Raw genomic sequence first — 19975 nt, 5'->3', positions numbered from 1 at the left:
CTCAGTTCACCCAGACGCGGGCGTTGCGGAACATGCGCATCCACGGCGCGTCTTCGTTCCAGTCATCGGAACGCCACGAGTTCTGCACGGCGCGGAACACGCGCTCCGGGTGCGGCATCATGATGGTGACGCGACCGTCGCGGCTGGTCAGACCGGTGATCCCCCGCGGCGAACCGTTCGGGTTGGCCGGGTAGGTCTCGGTGACCTTGCCGTGGTTGTCGACGAAACGCAGGGCCACACACCCGGACAGATCGGCTTCCAGCAGCGCCTCTTCGCTCTCGAACTCGGCATGGCCTTCGCCGTGGGCAATGGCGATCGGCATGCGCGAACCGGCCATGCCCTGCAGGAAGATCGAGTTCGACTCCTGGACCTGAACCATCGCCACGCGCGCTTCGAACTGCTCGGAACGGTTGCGGACGAAGTGCGGCCAGAACTCGCTGCCTGGAATCAGCTCGTGCAGGTTGGACATCATCTGGCAACCGTTGCACACGCCGAGGGTGAAGCTGTCGTTACGTTCGAAGAAGCCCTGGAAGGCATCGCGGGCGCGGCTGTTGAACAGGGCCGATTTGGCCCAGCCTTCACCGGCACCCAGTACGTCACCGTAGGAGAAGCCACCGCAAGCGACCAGACCCTTGAACTCGTTCAGGTCAACACGGCCTGCGAGGATGTCGCTCATGTGCACGTCGATCGCGTTGAAACCGGCGCGGTCAAATGCGGCGGCCATTTCCACCTGGCCATTGACGCCCTGCTCACGCAGTACGGCGACCTGTGGGCGGATGCCTTTTTTGATGTAGGGCGCGGCAACGTTTTCGTTGACGTCGTAGCTGAGCTTGAAGTTCAGACCCGGATTGTCTTCTTCCAGCAGCACGTCGAATTCCTGCTCGGCGCAGTCGGCGTTGTCGCGCAGGCGCTGGATCTGGTAGCTGGTCTCGGCCCACTGACGTTGCAGCAGACGACGCTGGCCTTCGAAAACGGTATCGCCGTTGAAAGTAATGTTGATCTGGCCGTTGTTGATCGGCTGGCCAACTACCGATACACAGTCGCCCAGGCCCGCCGCGCTGAATTGCGCAAGGATGTCCGGGGTCGCGTCCTGGCGAACCTGGATCACCGCGCCCAGTTCTTCGTTGAACAGGATGGCGGCGATATCCGCAGCGCCGTCCGCCAGGCTGTCGAGATTCAGGCTCAGACCGCAGTGACCGGCAAAGGCCATTTCCACGACGCTGGTCAGCAAACCACCATCGGAACGGTCGTGATACGCCAGCAGGTGACCATCGGCGTTCAAGCCCTGGATCACCGCGAAGAAAGCTTTCAGGTCTTCGGCGTCGTCAACGTCCGGTGCCTGTTTACCAAGCTTGCCGTGAACCTGGGCAAGGATCGAGGCGCCCATGCGGTTCTGGCCACGTCCCAGGTCGATCAGGATCAGGTCGGTGGTGCCCTTGTCCATGCGCAGTTGCGGCGTCAGGGTTTGACGGATGTCAGCCACAGGCGCGAAACCGGTCACGATCAGCGACATGGGCGAAGTGACGGTCTTGTCTTCGCCGTTGTCATTCCAGCGCGTGGCCATGGACATGGAGTCCTTGCCCACCGGAATGGTGATACCCAGCTCAGGGCACAGCTCCATGCCGACGGCCTTAACGGTGTCGTACAGACGTGCATCTTCACCCGGGTGGCCGGCAGCGGACATCCAGTTCGCCGACAGTTTGATGTCGGAGAGCTTGTTGATGCGCGAGGCGGCGATGTTGGTCAGGGTTTCGCCAATCGCCATGCGACCCGAGGCCGGAGCATCCAGCAGCGCCAGCGGAGTACGCTCGCCCATGGCCATGGCTTCACCGGTGTAGACGTCGAAGCTGGTGGCGGTGACGGCAACGTCGGCCACCGGCACCTGCCATGGACCAACCATCTGGTCACGTGCCACAAGGCCGGTGATGGTGCGGTCGCCAATGGTGATCAGGAAGCTCTTGCTGGCGACGGCCGGGTGATGCAGGACGCGCTCGACACTGTCGGCGATGTCCAGGGTCGACGGATCGAAATCGTCACCCAGTTCATTTTCACGGACCACCGAACGGTGCATGCGCGGGGCCTTGCCCAGCAGCACTTCCAGGGGCATGTCCACCGGGCTGTTGCCGAAGTGGCTGTCAGTGACGGTCAGTTGGGGCTCGGCAGTGGCTTCACCGACCACCGCGAACGGGCAACGCTCGCGTTCGCAGATCGCCTGGAAGCGCTCGAAGTCGGCCGGACCGACCGCCAGGACGTAACGCTCCTGGGATTCGTTGCTCCAGATTTCGTGCGGGGCCATGCCCGGCTCGTCGTTTGGAATGTTGCGCAGTTCGAAACGGCCACCACGGTCGCCATCGTTGACCAGTTCCGGGAAGGCGTTGGACAGGCCGCCTGCACCCACGTCGTGGATGAAGCTGATCGGGTTCTTGTCACCCAACTGCCAGCAACGGTCGATGACTTCCTGGCAGCGACGTTCCATTTCCGGGTTTTCGCGCTGTACCGAAGCGAAGTCCAGGTCCGCCGAGCTGGTGCCGGTGGCCATGGAGGAAGCAGCGCCGCCGCCCAGACCGATCAGCATGGCCGGGCCGCCCAGCACGATCAGCTTGGAGCCAACGACGATCTCGCCTTTCTTGACGTGTTCTTCACGAATGTTGCCCATGCCGCCGGCCAGCATGATCGGCTTGTGGTAACCGCGAACTTCGTCGCCATGGGGCGTGGAGATCGACTGCTCGAAGGTGCGGAAGTAGCCGGTCAATGCCGGACGACCGAATTCGTTGTTGAATGCAGCGCCGCCCAGTGGGCCTTCGATCATGATGTCCAGCGCGGTGACGATGCGCTCCGGCTTGCCGTATGGCACTTCCCACGGCTGTTCGAAGCCCGGGATCTGCAGGTTGGACACGGTGAAGCCGGTCAGTCCGGCCTTTGGCTTGGCGCCACGGCCGGTTGCGCCTTCGTCGCGGATCTCGCCACCGGAACCGGTGGACGCGCCCGGGAATGGGGCAATCGCGGTCGGGTGGTTGTGGGTCTCGACTTTCATCAGGATGTGCACCGGTTCCTGCACCGCGCCGTACTGGCGGGTTTCAGGGTCCGGGAAGAACCGGCCAGCGACGTTACCGACGATCACCGAAGCGTTGTCCTTGTAAGCGGACAGGACGCCTTCGCTGTGCATCTGGTAAGTGTTCTTGATCATGCCGAACAGGCTTTTTTCCTGGCTCTGGCCGTCGATGTCCCAACTGGCGTTGAAGATCTTGTGACGGCAGTGCTCGGAGTTCGCCTGGGCGAACATCATCAGTTCGATGTCATGCGGGTTGCGCTTCAAGCCGACGAAAGCATTGACCAGGTAGTCAATTTCGTCTTCCGCCAGGGCCAGGCCCAGCTCGGTGTTGGCTTTTTCCAGCGCGGCGCGACCGCCGCCCAGCACGTCGATGGCCGTCAGCGGCTTGGGTTCGGCGTGGCTGAACAGACCGGCAGCCTGCTCCAGGTTACCGAGGACAATCTGGGTCATGCGGTCGTGCAGCGCATCCGAGATCGACTGGGCGTCGGCGTCGCTGAACTGGCCGGCAACATAGAACGCGATACCGCGCTCCAGGCGCTGGATCTTGCTCAGGCCACAGTTGCGGGCGATATCGCTGGCCTTGCTGGACCACGGCGAGATGGTGCCGAAACGCGGCAACACCAGGAACAGACGGCCGGTGGGCTCTTGTACCGGAACGCTGGGGCCGTACTTCAGAAGGCGCGCGAGCACCTGCTGTTCGTCGCCGGTCAGGACGCCGGTAACTTCGGCGAAGTGAGCGAATTCAGCATACAGGCCACTGACAGCCGGAACCTTCTGGCTCAGTTGCTCAAGAAGTTTGCTGTGGCGAAAGGCAGAAAGGGCAGGAGCGCCGCGCAGGATCAACATCTTCGGGACAGCCTCGGGAAGGGGTGTGCTTTGAGGCCGTGCATTCTAGCCTAAACCGCCCGCGACATCACCCGAAACGGTACACACGGTCGTCCCCGGCCGCCAAGCCGTTTTTTTGCACGTGAAACAACGGCTCGCCAAGGGATATTTTTACTGTCACAAATTGTCATCAGAGCCCATTCCTGCGGGCTCCAGAGGGGTTTGCCAGGTTCTAGCAGACAAGGCCCTCGCTGTCGATATATGGCGCTCGTGGTCCTTTGCGTATACTGCGCAGATGTTTTCCCCAACGGCTTTGCGTCCGCGATTCGGCAAATGGCTGATCGCAACCGGACTCTTCCTGATGCTCAGTGGCTGTGTTGATAAACCCAACACCCTCGAGCGCGTAAAGGAGGATGGTGTGCTGCGGGTGGTTACCCGAAACAGCCCCGCTACCTACTTTCAGGATCGCAACGGTGAAACCGGCTTCGAATACGAGCTGGTGAAGCGCTTCGCCGACGATCTGGGGGTCGAACTCAAGATCGAGACCGCCGACAACCTCGACGACCTGTTCAGCCAGGTGGGCAAGCCCAATGGTCCGGTGATCGCGGCGGCCGGCCTGGTCAGCAGCGAGCAGCGCAAGAAGCAAGTGCGCTTTTCCCACTCCTACCTCGAAGTCACCCCGCAGGTCATCTATCGCAACGGTCAGTCGCGACCGACCGAGGCCAAGGATCTGATCGGCAAGAAGATCATGGTGCTCAAGGGCAGCACCCACGCCGGACAACTGGCCGAGTTGAAACAGCAGTTTCCCGGTATCGAATACGAAGAGTCCGACGCGGTTGAAGTGGTCGACCTGCTGCGCATGGTGGATGAAGGCCAGATCGACCTGACACTGGTCGATTCCAACGAAGTGGCGATGAACCAGGTCTACTTCACCAATATCCGCGTTGCGTTCGACCTGGGCGATGCCAGCGAACAGAGTTGGGCAGTGGCAGCCGGCGAGGACAACAGCCTGCTCAACGAGATTAACGCCTACCTCGACAAAGTGAAGAAGAACGGCACCCTGCAACGCCTCAAGGACCGTTACTACGGGCATGTCGATGTACTCGGCTACATGGGCGCCACCACCTTTGCCCAACACTTGCAGCAGCGCCTGCCCAAGTATGAGCAGCACTTCAAGAACTTCGCAAAAAAGGAAAAGGTCGACTGGCGCCTGCTGGCGGCCATTGGCTACCAGGAATCGCTATGGCAGCCGACCGTCACCTCGAAGACCGGCGTGCGCGGCCTGATGATGCTGACCCAGAACACCGCGCAGGCCATGGGCGTGTCCAATCGCCTGGACCCCAAGCAAAGCATCATGGGTGGCGCCAAGTACCTGGCCTACATGAAGGATCAACTGGACGAATCGATCCAGGAGCCGGATCGTACCTGGTTTGCCCTGGCGGCCTACAACGTCGGCAGCGGCCACCTGGATGACGCACGCAAGCTGGCGGCCAAGGAAGGGCTGAACCCCGACAAGTGGCTGGACGTGAAAAAGATACTGCCACGCCTGTCGCAGAAGCAGTGGTACAGCAAGACCCGCTACGGCTACGCCCGCGGCGGCGAGCCTGTGCATTTCGTGGCGAACATCCGCCGCTACTACGACATCCTTACCTGGGTGACCCAACCGCAGCTTGAAGGCAACCAGGTCGCCGAAGGCAACCTGCATGTGCCAGCGATCGACAAGAGCAAGCCGGCCCAGGAAACGCCGCCGCTCTGATCCACGATACCCACTTTACTGTAGGAGCGAGCACGCTCGCGATGGTCGTCAACGATCATGTTGGCGACCTGACACCCCGCGGTGACAGTACGACCATCGCGAGCATGCTCGCTCCTACAGGATGGGGTTCGTTTTGATCGTTCCCACGATCATGCCGCTGGTCAGGCCTTGGCCGCCGCCAGGATCAGCGCTTTCATCTCGGCGACGGCGGACTTGAAGCCGACGAACAACGCATGCGCCACCAGCGCATGGCCGATGTTCAATTCGTTGATGCCCTTGATCGCCGCGACGGCTTCGACGTTGTGGTAGTGCAAACCGTGACCCGCGTTGACGATCAGCCCCTGGGCCAGGCCAAACGCCACGCCGTCGGCGACGCGCTTGAGCTCTTCAGCCACTTCGGCCGGCGTCTGGGCATCGGCGTAACGGCCGGTGTGCAACTCGATGGCCGGCGCACCGACGCGGCGCGAGGCTTCGATCTGCCGCTCGTCGGCATCGATGAACAGAGATACTTCAGAACCGAGCTTCGACAGGCGCTCCACGGCCGCCTTGATCCGCGCCTCTTGACCCGCTACGTCGAGGCCGCCTTCGGTGGTCAGTTCCTGGCGGGTTTCCGGGACCAGGCAAATGTGCGCCGGACGGATGCGCTCGGCGAACGCCATCATTTCTTCGGTGACGCCCATTTCGAAGTTCATACGGGTTTGCAGCACATCCTTGAGTAGCAACACGTCGCGCTCCTGAATGTGCCGACGGTCTTCACGAAGGTGTACGGTAATGCCGTCAGCGCCCGCCTCTTCCGCGTCCAGTGCCGCCTTGACCGGGTCCGGGTAGCGAGTGCCCCGGGCCTGACGCAGGGTGGCAACGTGGTCGATGTTCACGCCAAGAAGAATGCGGGTGCTGGTGGTCACGGAAATGCTCCAGTAGAAGAGAAAGTTCGGTGCACAGCATACACGCTGAATTTATGGCTTTCGAAACAACTCTCGAGATACGAGCGGCCGACCGCCCAAATGCACAGCCAGGGCCTGACGCATCAAGCGCTTGGCCGCCGATAACGCACCGGGGGCCGACCAGTCGGCTTCGGCCATGGCCAGAAGCTCGGTGCCGTTGAAGAGGCCGGGTTGCAACAGATAGACCTGCTCCAGACCGGCGTCGACTTGCAGGCGGTAGAGCCCCGACGGGTCGATGGGCGCGCCATGGATGTCCGCAGACAGTGCAAAACCGTATCCGAGATCGTCGAGCAGGCGCCATTCGAAGGAGCGCAGCAACGGCTCCAGCGGCCGCCCTTCGGCCAAGGCCAGCAGCGTTGCGGCGTAGTGATCGAACACAGCGGGATGAGGGTCTTCAGCGGGCAGCAGACGAATCAACAGCTCGTTGAGATAGAGGCCACTGAACAGCGCTTCGCCATGCAGCCAGGTGGAGACCCCGGCACTTTCCATGCGCCCGACGTTTTTCAACTCGCCCCGCCCGCGAAACTCCACTTCCAACGGCACGAACGGCCGCGCCAGGGTCCCCGCCTTGCCCCGCGCACTGCGCAACACCGCCCGCAACCGCCCTTGCGGCGTGATGAAATCCACCAACGCACTGTTTTCCCGGTAGGCGCGGGAGTGGAGGACGTAGGCGGGTTGGCCTGAAGCTGGGGGTTGCGACATGGAAGCCTGGGTTCTGGCGATAGGAATGCAATCTTACAAACAACAGAAAGCAATGTGGGAGCGAGCAAGCCCGCTCCCACAGAGGTATCGGCGTTCAGGAGCCGGCTTACAGGTCGCCGTAACCCAGTGAACGCAATGCGCGCTCATCGTCGGACCAGCCGCCTTTGACCTTCACCCAGAGGTTGAGCATTATCTTGGAGTCGAACAGCAGCTCCATATCCTTGCGCGCCTCGGTGCCAATGCGTTTGATACGCTCACCCTTGTCGCCAATGATGATCTTCTTCTGGCCATCACGCTCGACGAGGATCAAGGCATGAATGTGCAGGGTCTTGCCCTGCTGCTTGAACTCTTCGATTTCCACGGTGATCTGGTACGGCAGCTCGGCACCCATCTGGCGCATGATCTTCTCGCGCACCAGTTCGGCGGCAAGGAAGCGGCTGCTGCGGTCGGTAATCTGGTCTTCGGGGAAGAAGTGATCGTTCTCCGGCAAGTGCTCGGCAATCACGCGCTCCAGCGCATCGAGGTTGTGCCCGTGCTGCGCCGAAATCGGGATGATCTGCGCGTTGGGCAGTTGTTCCTGCAGCCAGGACAGGTGCGGCATCAGCTCGGTCTTGTCCTCGATGCGGTCAGTCTTGTTCAGCGCCACGATCAGCGGACCGGTCACGTACTGGACGCGCTCGAGCACCATCTGGTCCTCTTCGGTCCATTTGGTGCGATCCACCACGAAGATCACCACGTCGACGTCTTTCAACGCCGCCGAAGCAGTCTTGTTCATATAGCGGTTCAACGCCTTTTCGCCACCCTTGTGCATGCCTGGGGTGTCGACGTAGATCGCCTGCACGTTGCCTTCGGTCTTGATGCCCAGCATGTTGTGGCGAGTGGTCTGGGGCTTGCGCGAAGTGATGGCGAGTTTCTGGCCGAGGATGTGATTGAGCAGCGTGGACTTGCCCACGTTGGGACGGCCGACGATGGCAACATAGCCACAGCGAGTTGCGTTTGAATCAGTCATTGCCATTCTCCACACCCAGGGCAATCAGTGCTGCGGCGGCCGCTACCTGTTCGGCAATACGACGGCTCACACCTTGACCCCGGCTTTTTTCATTCAGTAAGACAACTTCGCATTCGACGAAAAACGTTCGGCAATGCGGTTCACCCTGGATATCCACCACTTCGTAACGCGGCAGCTCACAACCACGCGACTGCAGGAATTCCTGCAGGCGGGTTTTCGGGTCCTTGTTGGTGTCGACCAGCGTCAGCCCCTCGAACTCGCCAGCCAACCAGGCCAGCACGCGTTCACGTGCCACTTCGATGCCAGCGTCCAGGTAGATCGCGCCGATCAATGCTTCCAGGGCATCGGCAAGAATCGACTCGCGACGGAAACCGCCGCTTTTCAACTCGCCGGAGCCCAGGCGCAGGTAGTCACCCAGATCAAAACCACGGGCCAGTACCGCCAGGGTCTCACCTTTGACCAAACGTGCGCGCAATCGCGACAACTGGCCTTCGCGGGCAAGCGGGAAGCGATCGAACAGCGCCTCGCCAGCAACGAAGTTGAGGATGGCATCACCGAGGAATTCCAGGCGCTCATTGTTGCGCCCGGCGAAACTGCGGTGAGTCAGGGCAAGGACCATCAATTCCTGGTCCTTGAAGGTGTAACCGAGCTGACGCTCTAGACGGCTTAAGGAGACGCTCACGGTTTACCCACGCTGAGTTCGTGGCTGGATGCCAGCGCGAGGGTGCGGCGCAGGCTTGGGACAATTAACGCTGTGTTCAAAAATTACGTCCTGAATATCATGGTCTGCATGCACCTGGCGCCGCTTGTGGCTACTCCAGAAATGCATTCGGCGCTGTGTTCAACAGCGCCGTGTGTGATTACTTGATCAAGCCAACCCGCGAAAAGTTCGGCAGATGACTGAGTTTGGGTTCCGGCCAGCTCATCCAGACGGCGAAGGCCTTGCCGACGATATTCTTGTCGGGAACCATGCCCAGCAGATCCTTGGGAATGGTTGGATCATCCCAGTAACGACTGTCGTTGGAGTTGTCGCGGTTGTCGCCCATCATGAAGTAGTGCCCGGCAGGCACGGTCCAGGTATGGTCGGGAGCGGCGCGATAACGGCTCATCTCCTTTCGGATCAGGTGCTCGGCGGCTCCGAGTTTTTCCTTGTACAGCTCGGCGCTGCCCAGGGTACCCGGCTCGGCACCGACCAGTTGCTCGGCAATCGACTCACCATTGACGAACAGGCGCTTGTCAGCGGTGTAGCGCACCTGATCGCCCGGCAGGCCAACCACACGCTTGATGTAGTTGACGTTCGGGTCGCTCGGGTAGCGGAACACCATCACATCACCGCGCTGCGGATCACCTACTTCGATGACCTTCTTGTCGATCACCGGCAAGCGAATCCCGTAGGAAAACTTGTTCACCAGGATGAAGTCACCCACGTCCAGGGTCGGTTTCATCGACCCGGAAGGAATCTGGAACGGTTCCACCAGGAACGAGCGCAGCACCAGCACGATGAACAGCACCGGAAAGAACGACTTGCCGTACTCGACCAGCAGCGGCTCCTTGTTCAGTTTCTCGACCACCATCCCGTCAGGCTGGCTGACGCTGCCCTGATAGGAAGCAATGGCGGCACGCCGGCGCGGCGCCAGGAATACCAGATCGAGCAACGCCAGGAGGCCGCAGACGAAAACAGCGATGACCAGCAACAGCGGGAAATTTAGCGACATAGGACCTAACTATCCAACCTGAGCACGGCGAGGAAGGCTTCTTGTGGAATTTCCACGTTGCCGACCTGTTTCATGCGTTTCTTACCGGCCTTTTGCTTCTCAAGCAGTTTTTTCTTACGGCTGACGTCACCGCCGTAGCATTTGGCCAATACGTTCTTTCTGAGTGCCTTGACGGTTGTACGCGCCACGATCTGACCGCCAATGGCCGCCTGGATCGCCACGTCGAACATCTGCCGCGGAATCAGTTCTTTCATCTTCTCGGTCAACTGGCGCCCTTTGTAGTGCGCGTTGTCCTTGTGCACGATCAGCGCCAGGGCATCGACCTTGTCGCCGTTGATCAACACATCCAGTTTCACCAAATTAGCCGATTGATAACGATCGAAATGGTAATCCAGCGAAGCATAGCCGCGACTGGTGGATTTCAGACGATCGAAGAAGTCCAGCACCACTTCGTTCATCGGCAGATCGTAGGTCACCTGCACCTGATTGCCGAGGAACAGCATGTCGTGCTGCACGCCACGCTTCTCGATGCACAGGGTGATGACGTTGCCCAGGTGTTCCTGTGGCACAAGAATATTGGCCCGAACGATCGGTTCGCGCATGTCTTCGAGGGAAGACACGTCCGGCAATTTCGACGGGTTATCGACGTAGATCGTCTCGCCGGTCTTGAGCACCAGTTCGAAGATTACCGTCGGTGCAGTGGTGATCAGGTCCAGGTCGTATTCGCGCTCCAGGCGTTCCTGGATAATCTCCATGTGCAGCATGCCGAGGAAGCCGCAACGGAAGCCGAAGCCCAGGGCGTCGGAGCTTTCCGGGGTGTATTGCAGGGACGAATCGTTCAGGGTGAGCTTTTGCAGGGCGTCACGGAAGTCTTCGAAATCGTCGGAGCTGACCGGGAACAGGCCGGCGTAGACCTGCGGCTGAATGCGCTTGAAGCCGGGCAGCACGTCGACATCAGGCGTGCTGCTCAGGGTCAGGGTATCGCCCACTGGCGCACCGTGAATGTCCTTGATACCGGCGATGATGAAGCCCACTTCACCGGCCTTCAGGTCAGTTGTGGCGGTATGTTTGGGGTTGAACACGCCGACGCTGTCCACCAGGTGGACCTTGCCGGTGGACTTGACCAGGATCTTGTCGCCCTTCTTCACCCGGCCATGGCGTACACGCACCAGGGACACAACCCCCAGGTAGTTGTCAAACCAGGAGTCGATGATCAACGCTTGCAGCGGATCTTCGATGTTACCGGTGGGCGCCGGAATGGTTGCAACCAGGCGTTCAAGCACTTCATCGACACCCAGGCCGGTCTTGGCACTGCAAGTGACCGCGTCGGTGGCATCGATGCCAATGATTTTCTCGATTTCGTCCTTCACGCGATCAGGATCGGCCTGTGGCAAGTCGATCTTGTTCAGCACAGGCATCACTTCCAGGCCCTGCTCGATCGCCGTGTAGCAGTTGGCTACGGACTGCGCTTCCACGCCCTGACCGGCATCCACCACCAGCAGTGCGCCTTCACAGGCCGCCAGGGATCGGCTGACTTCGTAGGTGAAGTCAACGTGGCCGGGGGTATCAATGAAGTTCAGCTGGTAGTTGATACCATCTTTGGCTTTGTAATAAAGGGTAACGCTGTGCGCCTTGATGGTGATCCCGCGCTCGCGTTCAAGGTCCATGGAGTCCAGCACCTGGGCTTCCATTTCACGCTCGGCCAGGCCGCCACACATCTGGATGAAGCGATCGGCCAGCGTCGACTTGCCATGGTCAATGTGGGCGATGATGGAGAAATTGCGGATATGACTCAAATCACTCACGGATCAACACTCAAAAAGGCTGCAGGCATGGCCCGCCGAAAAATAGCCGGGAATTGTACCTGATCCACGGTGCTAGCGTCACGTTCGCAGGTCAGACGGCGCCTACAAAAACGCCCCGGTCTTGCGACAGGGGCGTTTTTGTAGGCGGTGAAGGCAGCAAATCGCCGGGATCAACCCGCGCGGCGTAGCAGCCAGACACCAGCCAGAGCACAGATTCCCGCCGGCACCAGCACCGCAAACAGCGGGGAGAAGCCAAACACCAGGCTTGAAGGACCGAGCAGATCCTGAACAATACGGAAGGTGAACCCCACCAGCACGCCGGTAAACACCCGCTGACCGAGTGTCACCGAACGCAGCGGGCCGAAAATGAAGGAGATCGCCATCAACACCAGCGCGGCGGTGACCAGCGGCTGCAACACCTTGACCCAAAATGCCAGCCAATAACGGCCATTGCTAAGGCCCTGATCGGCCAGGTAGTGGATGTAGCCCCACAGACCCGTGATCGACAGCGACTCTGGCGCCATGACCACGGTACTCAGCAATTGCGGGCTCAGGGCCACGTTCCAACGCTCGACCGGGGTGTTCACCACTTCCGTGCTGCGCTCATGGAACAGCGTGGTGGTCACGTCACTGAGCTGCCAGTGATCCTGGTCGAACTCGGCACGTTTGGCGAAGCTTGCCGACAGCATGTGCCGCTCTTTATCGAAGTGATAACGGGTCACGCCGTAGAGAATGCCGTTGGGTTGGACCGAGTTGACATGGATGAACTCGTCGCCCTGGCGGTGCCACATGCCGTGCTTGGCGCTTTGCGCATCGCCGCTGCCCTGGGCCAACGAACGATTGGCCTGGGCGGTGCTTTCGGTTGCCGGTGCGATGTATTCGCCAATCAGCACACCGACCAGCATCAGGACAAGCATCGGTTTCATGACCGCCCAGACGATTCGACCGATCGACACGCCGGCGGCGCGCATGATGGTCAGTTCGCTGTTGCTGGCCAGGCTGCCGAGACCGATCAGGCAACCGATCAGTGCCGCCATTGGCAGCATGTCGTACAAACGACGCGGTGCGGTCAACAGGACGTAGCTCAGGACATCCAGCAACGTATAGGTATCGCTGACATCGCTCATTTCGTCGATGAAGGCGAAGAGCGTGGCCAGGCCGAGAATAATGCCCAGTACCGCCAGGATCGCCATGAACACGCTGCTACCGATGTAGCGGTCGAGCTTAACCACGGGCCACCTCCAACGCGCTGCGACGGCTGGCCATCTTCAAGCGCAGGGGCTCCCAGTAGAGCAGGCCCAGACCAATGATCAGGAATACACCGTGGACCCACCACAACCCCAGTGCAGGCGGGATTTTGCCCTTTTCGAGGGCACCGCGAGCGGCAATCAGGATGGTGAGGTAAGCCATATAAAGAAGAATCGCCGGCAGCAGCTTGAGGAAGCGGCCCTGACGCGGATTCACCCGCGACAGCGGCACCGCCATCAGGGTCACGATGAACACGAGCAATGGCAGGGATAGACGCCATTGCAGCTCGGTGCGCGAACGGATGTCGTCGCTACCGAACAGGGACGCGGTGGTCATGGCATCGCGGTCGGTCACTTCATCGCTGACATCCGGCTTGGGCAGCAATACACCATATTCGTCGTACTTGATCGCCCGATAATCGGCCTGCCCCGGGCTGCCGTCGTAACGGTAGCCATTGTCGAGGATCAGGTAGCGATTGCCGTCAGGACGGATTTCCTGGCGACCTTTCTCGGCCACCAGCACGGAAATCCCACGATCCTTGTTATCGGAACCCAGGTTCTTTTGCGAAATGAAAACACCGGCCAGGTTGACGCGATCGTCGGTCAGTTGCTCGGTGTAAGTCACTCGCGTGCCGTCACGCAGTGCCTGGAAACGGCCTGGCTCAAGGGTATCGAACTCGGTCAGTGCGTCCTGCTTGTTGAGCAGCAACTGGAATTGATTGGCACCCTGGGGCGCCAGGCTCAGGCTCAACCATGCAACGACCAGCGCCACGATGGCGGCCGGGAACAGGGTCATGCGCAGCAGGCGCTGCTGGCTCATGCCAGTGGCCGAAAGCACGGTCATTTCACTTTCGAGGTAAAGACGACCGTAGGACAGCAGGATCCCCAGAAACAGGCCCAGCGGCAGGATCAGTTGCAAGAAGCCCGGCAGTCGAAAGCCCATGATCAGGAACAACGAACTCGGGTCGAGCTGGCCAGAGGCTGCTTGTGCGAGATACTTGATGAAGCGTCCGCTCATGATGATGACCAGCAGCACCGCACTGACGGCACTCAAGGTCAACAGGACTTCGCGGGATAAATAACGGAAGACGATCAAACCAGACACTCCAGGGTTGTCAGGCTAAGGCGGCCAAACAGGCAAACGTATCGACAGCCCGCAAGACAGAGCCGTCGAAAAAAGTTGGCGCATTATCCTGTGATTGGGTGCGCCTGTCACTGCGCAATGCATCCCCTGGCCTGCCCTGCACGTGAATCTGTAGGAGCGAGCTTGTCGAGGCGTCGAACCGTCGCGATGGTCGTCAACGATGACGTGGGCTTCCTGAATGTCCGCACTGCCTGGACCTCCATCGCGAGCAAGCTCGCTCCTACACAGAATCACGGTCCAGGGTTGTCAGGCTGAGGTGGCGAGGTTCAAACTGCGGCTCTTCTTTATAAGCAGGCTCGATCGACCGTCATCGAGCCCTTGCGTGTTGACCCATCACTTCAGGGAACCGGACATGGAACTGGTTGTAAAAAGCGTCAACCCCGAAACGTTGAAAACCGCCACCCTGGTAGTCGCCGTCGGCGAAGGCCGCAAGCTCGGTGCCGCCGCTACTCAACTCGACGCCTTGAGCGGCGGTGCGATCAGCGCCGTGCTCAAGCGCGGTGACCTGGCCGGCAAGGTTGGGCAGAGCCTGTTGCTGCACAGCCTGCCGAACCTCAAGGCCGAGCGCGTTTTGCTGGTCGGGGTGGGCAAGGAGGCGGAGCTGGGTGATCGTCCGTTCCGCAAAATCGTCGCTGGCATCCTCAATACCCTCAAAGGCCTGGGTGGCAGCGACGCCACACTGGCCCTGGACGAAGTCGTGATCAAGGGTCGGGACAGCTATGGCAAGACCCGCCTGCTGGCCGAAACCCTGATGGATGGCGAATACGCTTTCGATCAGTTCAAGAGCCAGAAAGCCGAGCCGCGCGCCCTGAAGAAGATCACCCTGGTGACCATCAAGGCCGCGCAGGCCGAAGTCGAGCGCGCCGTGGCCCACGCCAGCGCCATCGCCAGCGGCATGGCGTTCACCCGCAACCTGGGTAACCTGCCGCCGAACATCTGCCACCCGACATTCCTTGGCGAACAGGCCAAGAGCCTCGGCAAGGAATTCAAGAGCCTGAAAGTCGAAGTCCTCGATGAAAAGAAAATCAAGGAACTGGGCATGGGTTCGTTCTACGCGGTCGGCCAGGGCAGCGCCCAGCCACCGCGCCTGATCGTCATGCAGTACAACGGCGGCAAGAAATCCGAGAAGCCGTACGCGCTGGTTGGCAAGGGCATCACGTTCGACACCGGCGGCATCAGCCTGAAGCCGGGTGCCGGCATGGATGAAATGAAGTACGACATGGGCGGTGCCGCCAGCGTCTTCGGCACCCTGCGCGCCGTGCTCGAACTGAAACTGCCGATCAACCTGGTGTGCATCCTGGCCTGCGCCGAGAACATGCCAAGCGGCAACGCCTCACGCCCGGGCGACATCGTCACCACCATGAGCGGCCAAACCGTGGAAATCCTCAACACCGACGCCGAAGGCCGCCTGGTGCTGTGCGACGCCCTGACCTACTCCGAGCGCTTCAAGCCGCAAGCGGTGATCGACATCGCCACCCTGACCGGCGCCTGCGTCGTGGCACTGGGGGCGCACACCTCGGGCCTTCTGGGCAACAACGACGAGTTGATCGAGCAATTGCTGAGCGCCGGCAAGGCGGCCGACGACCGCGCCTGGCAACTGCCGCTGTTCGACGAATACCAGGAGCAACTGGACAGCCCGTTCGCCGACATCGCCAACATCGGTGGCCCGAAAGCCGGCACCATCACCGCCGCCTGCTTCCTGTCGCGCTTCACCAAGAACCTGAACTGGGCGCACCTGGACATCGCGGGCACCGCCTGGACCAGCGGCGGCAAGGACAAGGGCGCCACTGGCCGTCCGGTGCCATTGCTGACCCAATACCTGCTGGACCGCGCCAAGGCCTGAAACCGATGACCCCGGGCGGCGCTACTTCCCGGTAGCGCCGTTCCGGGCTCAGGAACCGCAATGACCAAAGTCGACTTCTATATCCTGCCAAGCGCCGATCCCTCGGCACGCCTGGATTTTGCCTGCAAGCTCACCGAGAAAGCCTGGCGCATGGGACACCGCATCTACCTGCACTGCAGCGATGCTGCCCAGCGCGATGACCTGGATGCGCGCCTGTGGGCCTTCAAGGGCGAAAGCTTCGTGCCCCACGGCCCCGCTGACAGCGAGCCGGACGGTTTGATTGTGTTGGGATTGGGCAGCGACTGCGGGCAACACCAGGATCTGCTGGTCAATCTGGACCTGAAAGTCCCGACCTTTGCTCACCAATTTGCCCGTGTGGCGGAAGTGGTGGTGGAAGATCCGACGATTCGTGCCGCTGCGCGAGAGAGTTTCCGTTTCTACCGCGAACAGGGCTATCCTCTGCAAGATCACCGTTTACAGCGACTCTGAGCATGGCGATGGACACTTCAAAACCGCTGCAAAAATCCGCGCACCTGCTGGATGACCTCGAGTCGATCCGCGAGCTGCTCGGTGATGACAACCTGCAACCCCCGCTGCTGACCGACACGGTCGAGGCCGGTGAACAGGAACAGATTCCCATGTTGTTCGACACGGTCAGCGCCAGCCAGCCGACCGTCGAACCGGCCGCTCCAGCGCCCACCGAGAGCAAGGGCCCCGACGCGCTGCTTCATCTGGACAGCGAACTGCGCGCCGCCGCGCAATTGATCATGCAGGACGTGATCGACGATTTTGCCCCGCACATCGAGACCGAGATCAAACGCCGCCTCGATGCACGCATGGAGCGGCTGCTCGCCGCAGCTACGAGCTCCAAGCTGTAAGCTGCAAGAAAAAGCTGACCTCGTCCGCTTGTAGCTTGTGGCTTGTAGCTTGTAGCTTGTAGCTGCCATTGTGGCTTGTAGCTGCCCCCCTCCGCTATACTCGTCGGCTTTTCCTGAATTGATGCCAATAGGGTCCCGCCGCGCATGGATAAGACCTACCAGCCGCACGCCATTGAAACTTCCTGGTACAACACCTGGGAGTCCGAGAATTACTTCGCCCCGCAAGGCGCGGGCGAGTCCTACACCATCATGATCCCGCCGCCGAACGTCACCGGCAGCCTGCACATGGGTCACGGCTTCAACAACGCGATCATGGACGCCCTGATCCGTTTCCGCCGCATGCAAGGCCGCAACACCTTGTGGCAACCGGGCACCGACCACGCCGGTATCGCCACACAGATGCTGGTAGAGCGCCAACTCGAAGCCCAGGGCCAGAACCGCCACGACCTGGGCCGGGATAAATTCCTCGAAAAAGTCTGGGAGTGGAAGGATCAGTCCGGTGGCAACATCAGCCGCCAGATCCGCCGCCTTGGCTCGTCCGTGGACTGGAGCCGCGAGCGTTTCACCATGGACGACGGCCTGTCGGAAGCGGTCAAGGAAGCGTTCGTGCGCCTGCACGAAGACGGCCTGATCTACCGCGGCAAGCGCCTGGTCAACTGGGACACCAAGCTGCACACGGCTATTTCCGACCTCGAAGTGGAAAACCACGACGAGAAAGGCTTCCTGTGGAACCTCAAGTACCCGCTGGCCGATGGCGCCAAAACCGCTGAAGGCAAGGATTACCTGATCGTCGCGACCACGCGTCCGGAAACCATGCTCGGCGACTCCGCCGTCGCGGTGAACCCGAACGACGATCGCTACAAAGCCCTGATCGGCCAGTTCGTCGAGCTGCCACTGGTTGGCCGTCGCATCCCGATCATTGCCGACGATTACTGCGACCCTGAATTCGGCACCGGCTGCGTGAAAATCACCCCGGCCCACGATTTCAACGACTACGAAGTCGGCAAGCGCCACAACCTGCCGCTGCTGAACATCTTCGACAAGAACGCCCACGTTCTGCCGGCCGCCCAGGCATTCAACCTGGACGGCACCCTGAACGAAACCATTGATGGCAAGATCCCGGCCGAGTACGCCGGCCTTGACCGTTTCGAAGCGCGCAAGCAGATCGTGGCCGCCTTCGATGCGGCTGGCCTGCTGGTCAGCGTCGACGACCACAACCTGAAAGTGCCGAAAGGCGACCGTTCGGGCACCGTGATCGAGCCGTGGCTGACCGACCAGTGGTACGTGTCGACCAAGCCGCTGGCAGAGCCTGCGATTGCCGCCGTGGAAGACGGCCGCATCCAGTTCGTGCCCAAGCAGTACGAAAACATGTACTTCTCGTGGATGCGCGACATCCAGGACTGGTGCATCAGCCGTCAGCTGTGGTGGGGTCATCGGATTCCGGCCTGGTACGACGAGTCGGGCAAGGTCTACGTCGGTCGCGACGAAGCCGAAGTGCGCGCCAAGCACAACCTCGGTGCCGATGTTGCGCTGCAACAGGACAACGACGTACTCGACACCTGGTTCAGTTCCGGGCTGTGGACGTTCTCCACCCTGGGCTGGCCGGAGAAAACCGAGTTCCTGAAGAAATTCCACTCCACCGACGTGCTGGTGACGGGTTTCGACATCATTTTCTTCTGGGTCGCCCGGATGATCATGCTGACCATGCACCTGATCAAGAACGAGGACGGCACGCCGCAGGTTCCGTTCAAGACCGTCTACGTGCACGGCCTGGTGCGTGATGGCCAGGGCCAGAAGATGTCCAAGTCCAAGGGCAACGTCCTTGACCCGCTGGACATCATCGACGGCATCGAACTGGAGACCCTGGTGCAAAAACGCACCTCTGGCCTCATGCAGCCCAAACTGGCGAAGAAGATCGAGAAAGCCACCCGCGACGAGTTCGCCGACGGCATCGCCAGCTACGGCACCGACGCCCTGCGCTTCACCTTCTGCTCGCTGGCGTCCACCGGTCGTGACATCAAGTTCGACATGGGACGCGTGGAAGGCTACCGCAACTTCTGCAACAAGATCTGGAACGCCGCTCGCTACGTGCTGGACAAGGGCGAAGACTGCGGCCAGAACGGCGAAGCCTACGAGTTGTCGCTGGCCGATCGCTGGATCATCTCGCAGTTGCAGCGCACCGAAGCCGAAGTGACCCGCCAGCTTGACCAGTTCCGTTTTGACCTGGCGGCACAAGCGCTGTATGAGTTCATCTGGAACCAGTACTGCGACTGGTACCTGGAACTGTCCAAGCCGGTGCTGTGGGACGAGAACGCACCGGTTGAACGCCAGCGTGGCACCCGTCGCACGCTGGTTCGCGTACTGGAAGTGGCCCTGCGCCTGGCGCATCCGTTCATGCCGTTCATTACCGAGGAAATCTGGCAACGCATCGCGCCGCTGGCCGGTATCGAAGGCAAGACGATCATGCTGCAGCCCTGGCCGGTGGCCAACGAGGAACGCATCGACCCTGCCGCCGAAGACGACATCGAATGGCTCAAGGGCCTGATGCTCGGTGTGCGCAACATCCGTGGCGAAATGAACATCGGCCCGGGCAAACCGCTGCCGCTGTTCCTGAAAAACGTCGGCGCGCAAGACCAGCGTCGCCTCACCGAGAACGAAGCACTGCTCAAGAAGCTGGCTCGCCTGGAATCGATCACCGTCCTGGCCGCTGGCGAAGAAGCACCGCTGTCCGCCACCGCACTGGTGGGCGAGATGGAAGTGCTGGTGCCGATGGCAGGCTTGATCGACAAGGGCGCGGAACTGGCACGCCTGGACAAGGAAATCCAGCGTTTGCAGGGTGAAGTCCAGCGCGTGGGTGGCAAGCTGTCCAACGCGGGTTTCGTTGACAAGGCCCCCGCCGAAGTCATCGAGAAGGAACGCGCCAAATTGGCCGAAGCCGAACAGGCTCTGGGCAAACTGGCCGAGCAACACGCGCGGATTGCCAGCCTGTAACGGCAATCGCGATGAAAAAGGGAGGCCGGCAACGGCCTCCCTTTTTTGTACCTACTACACCGCT

The 19975-nt window shown here is 60.8% G+C and carries 14 protein-coding genes; 5 read left to right on the top strand and 9 right to left on the bottom strand.

The window, feature by feature from the left end:
- Nucleotide 1: 1 nt before the first annotated feature.
- Nucleotides 2–3898, bottom strand: coding sequence for a phosphoribosylformylglycinamidine synthase (gene purL / locus AB4O36_RS01985; RefSeq protein WP_460140956.1), 3897 nt, complete (start codon nt 3896–3898; stop codon nt 2–4).
- A gap of 274 nt (nt 3899–4172) precedes the next feature.
- On the opposite strand from purL, the gene mltF reads away from it, so the two are divergent.
- The gene (gene mltF, locus AB4O36_RS01980; protein ID WP_460121205.1) at nt 4173–5633 is read left to right on the top strand and encodes a membrane-bound lytic murein transglycosylase MltF; all 1461 of its coding nucleotides are present in this window, start codon (nt 4173–4175) and stop codon (nt 5631–5633) included.
- A 161-nt stretch (nt 5634–5794) separates the two neighbouring features.
- On the opposite strand, the gene pdxJ is transcribed toward mltF, so the two are convergent.
- From pdxJ to lptF, 8 genes are all read right to left on the bottom strand, one after another.
- Entirely contained in the window at nt 5795–6538 is a 744-nt protein-coding gene (gene pdxJ / locus AB4O36_RS01975; protein WP_460121203.1) for a pyridoxine 5'-phosphate synthase, read from the bottom strand.
- A gap of 51 nt (nt 6539–6589) precedes the next feature.
- Nucleotides 6590–7279, bottom strand: a complete 690-nt coding sequence (recO, locus tag AB4O36_RS01970) for a DNA repair protein RecO (protein ID WP_460140955.1) — start codon at nt 7277–7279, stop codon at nt 6590–6592.
- 106 nt (nt 7280–7385) lie between these two features.
- Nucleotides 7386–8288, bottom strand: coding sequence for a GTPase Era (gene era / locus AB4O36_RS01965; protein ID WP_460140954.1), 903 nt, complete (start codon nt 8286–8288; stop codon nt 7386–7388).
- A complete protein-coding gene (rnc, locus tag AB4O36_RS01960) occupies nt 8281–8970 on the bottom strand; it encodes a ribonuclease III (RefSeq protein WP_460121197.1) in 690 nt (229 codons plus the stop codon). The genes era and rnc overlap by 8 nt, the downstream gene beginning before the upstream one ends.
- Nucleotides 8971–9148: 178 nt before the next feature.
- Nucleotides 9149–10003 (bottom strand): signal peptidase I, encoded by an 855-nt coding sequence (gene lepB, locus AB4O36_RS01955; protein WP_460121195.1) that lies wholly within the window; start codon nt 10001–10003, stop codon nt 9149–9151.
- A gap of 5 nt (nt 10004–10008) precedes the next feature.
- Nucleotides 10009–11808, bottom strand: coding sequence for a translation elongation factor 4 (gene lepA, locus AB4O36_RS01950; RefSeq protein ID WP_460121193.1), 1800 nt, complete (start codon nt 11806–11808; stop codon nt 10009–10011).
- 170 nt (nt 11809–11978) lie between these two features.
- Nucleotides 11979–13040, bottom strand: a complete 1062-nt coding sequence (lptG, locus tag AB4O36_RS01945; RefSeq protein WP_460121191.1) for an LPS export ABC transporter permease LptG — start codon at nt 13038–13040, stop codon at nt 11979–11981.
- Nucleotides 13033–14151, bottom strand: coding sequence for an LPS export ABC transporter permease LptF (gene lptF, locus AB4O36_RS01940; RefSeq protein ID WP_460121189.1), 1119 nt, complete (start codon nt 14149–14151; stop codon nt 13033–13035). The genes lptG and lptF overlap by 8 nt, the downstream gene beginning before the upstream one ends.
- A gap of 400 nt (nt 14152–14551) precedes the next feature.
- On the opposite strand from lptF, the gene AB4O36_RS01935 reads away from it, so the two are divergent.
- The 4 genes from AB4O36_RS01935 to AB4O36_RS01920 all read left to right on the top strand — a co-directional run bounded on the left by AB4O36_RS01935 (nt 14552) and on the right by AB4O36_RS01920 (nt 19911).
- A complete protein-coding gene (locus AB4O36_RS01935; protein ID WP_460140953.1) occupies nt 14552–16042 on the top strand; it encodes a leucyl aminopeptidase in 1491 nt (496 codons plus the stop codon).
- 60 nt (nt 16043–16102) lie between these two features.
- Nucleotides 16103–16531, top strand: a complete 429-nt coding sequence (locus AB4O36_RS01930; protein WP_460121185.1) for a DNA polymerase III subunit chi — start codon at nt 16103–16105, stop codon at nt 16529–16531.
- An 8-nt stretch (nt 16532–16539) separates the two neighbouring features.
- Nucleotides 16540–16920 (top strand): DNA polymerase III subunit chi, encoded by a 381-nt coding sequence (locus AB4O36_RS01925; protein ID WP_460121183.1) that lies wholly within the window; start codon nt 16540–16542, stop codon nt 16918–16920.
- Nucleotides 16921–17064: 144 nt separating this feature from the next.
- Entirely contained in the window at nt 17065–19911 is a 2847-nt protein-coding gene (locus AB4O36_RS01920; RefSeq protein ID WP_460121181.1) for a valine--tRNA ligase, read from the top strand.
- Nucleotides 19912–19975 lie beyond the last annotated feature (64 nt).

The sequence above is a fragment of the Pseudomonas sp. S2_E01 genome (assembly GCF_054668365.1).
This window is presented reverse-complemented; position numbering and strand designations above follow the sequence as displayed.

What these genes read in the sequence shown, in the direction of transcription:
- AB4O36_RS01925 (WP_460121183.1), top strand. Translation starts at nt 16,540, where the DNA reads ATGGACACTTCAAAACCGCTGCAAAAATCCGCGCACCTGCTGGATGAC.
- AB4O36_RS01930 (WP_460121185.1), top strand. Translation starts at nt 16,103, where the DNA reads ATGACCAAAGTCGACTTCTATATCCTGCCAAGCGCCGATCCCTCGGCA.
- mltF (WP_460121205.1), top strand. Translation starts at nt 4,173, where the DNA reads ATGTTTTCCCCAACGGCTTTGCGTCCGCGATTCGGCAAATGGCTGATC.
- recO (WP_460140955.1), bottom strand. Translation starts at nt 7,279, where the DNA reads ATGTCGCAACCCCCAGCTTCAGGCCAACCCGCCTACGTCCTCCACTCC.
- AB4O36_RS01935 (WP_460140953.1), top strand. Translation starts at nt 14,552, where the DNA reads ATGGAACTGGTTGTAAAAAGCGTCAACCCCGAAACGTTGAAAACCGCC.
- era (WP_460140954.1), bottom strand. Translation starts at nt 8,288, where the DNA reads ATGACTGATTCAAACGCAACTCGCTGTGGCTATGTTGCCATCGTCGGC.
- lepB (WP_460121195.1), bottom strand. Translation starts at nt 10,003, where the DNA reads ATGTCGCTAAATTTCCCGCTGTTGCTGGTCATCGCTGTTTTCGTCTGC.
- AB4O36_RS01920 (WP_460121181.1), top strand. Translation starts at nt 17,065, where the DNA reads ATGGATAAGACCTACCAGCCGCACGCCATTGAAACTTCCTGGTACAAC.
- purL (WP_460140956.1), bottom strand. Translation starts at nt 3,898, where the DNA reads ATGTTGATCCTGCGCGGCGCTCCTGCCCTTTCTGCCTTTCGCCACAGC.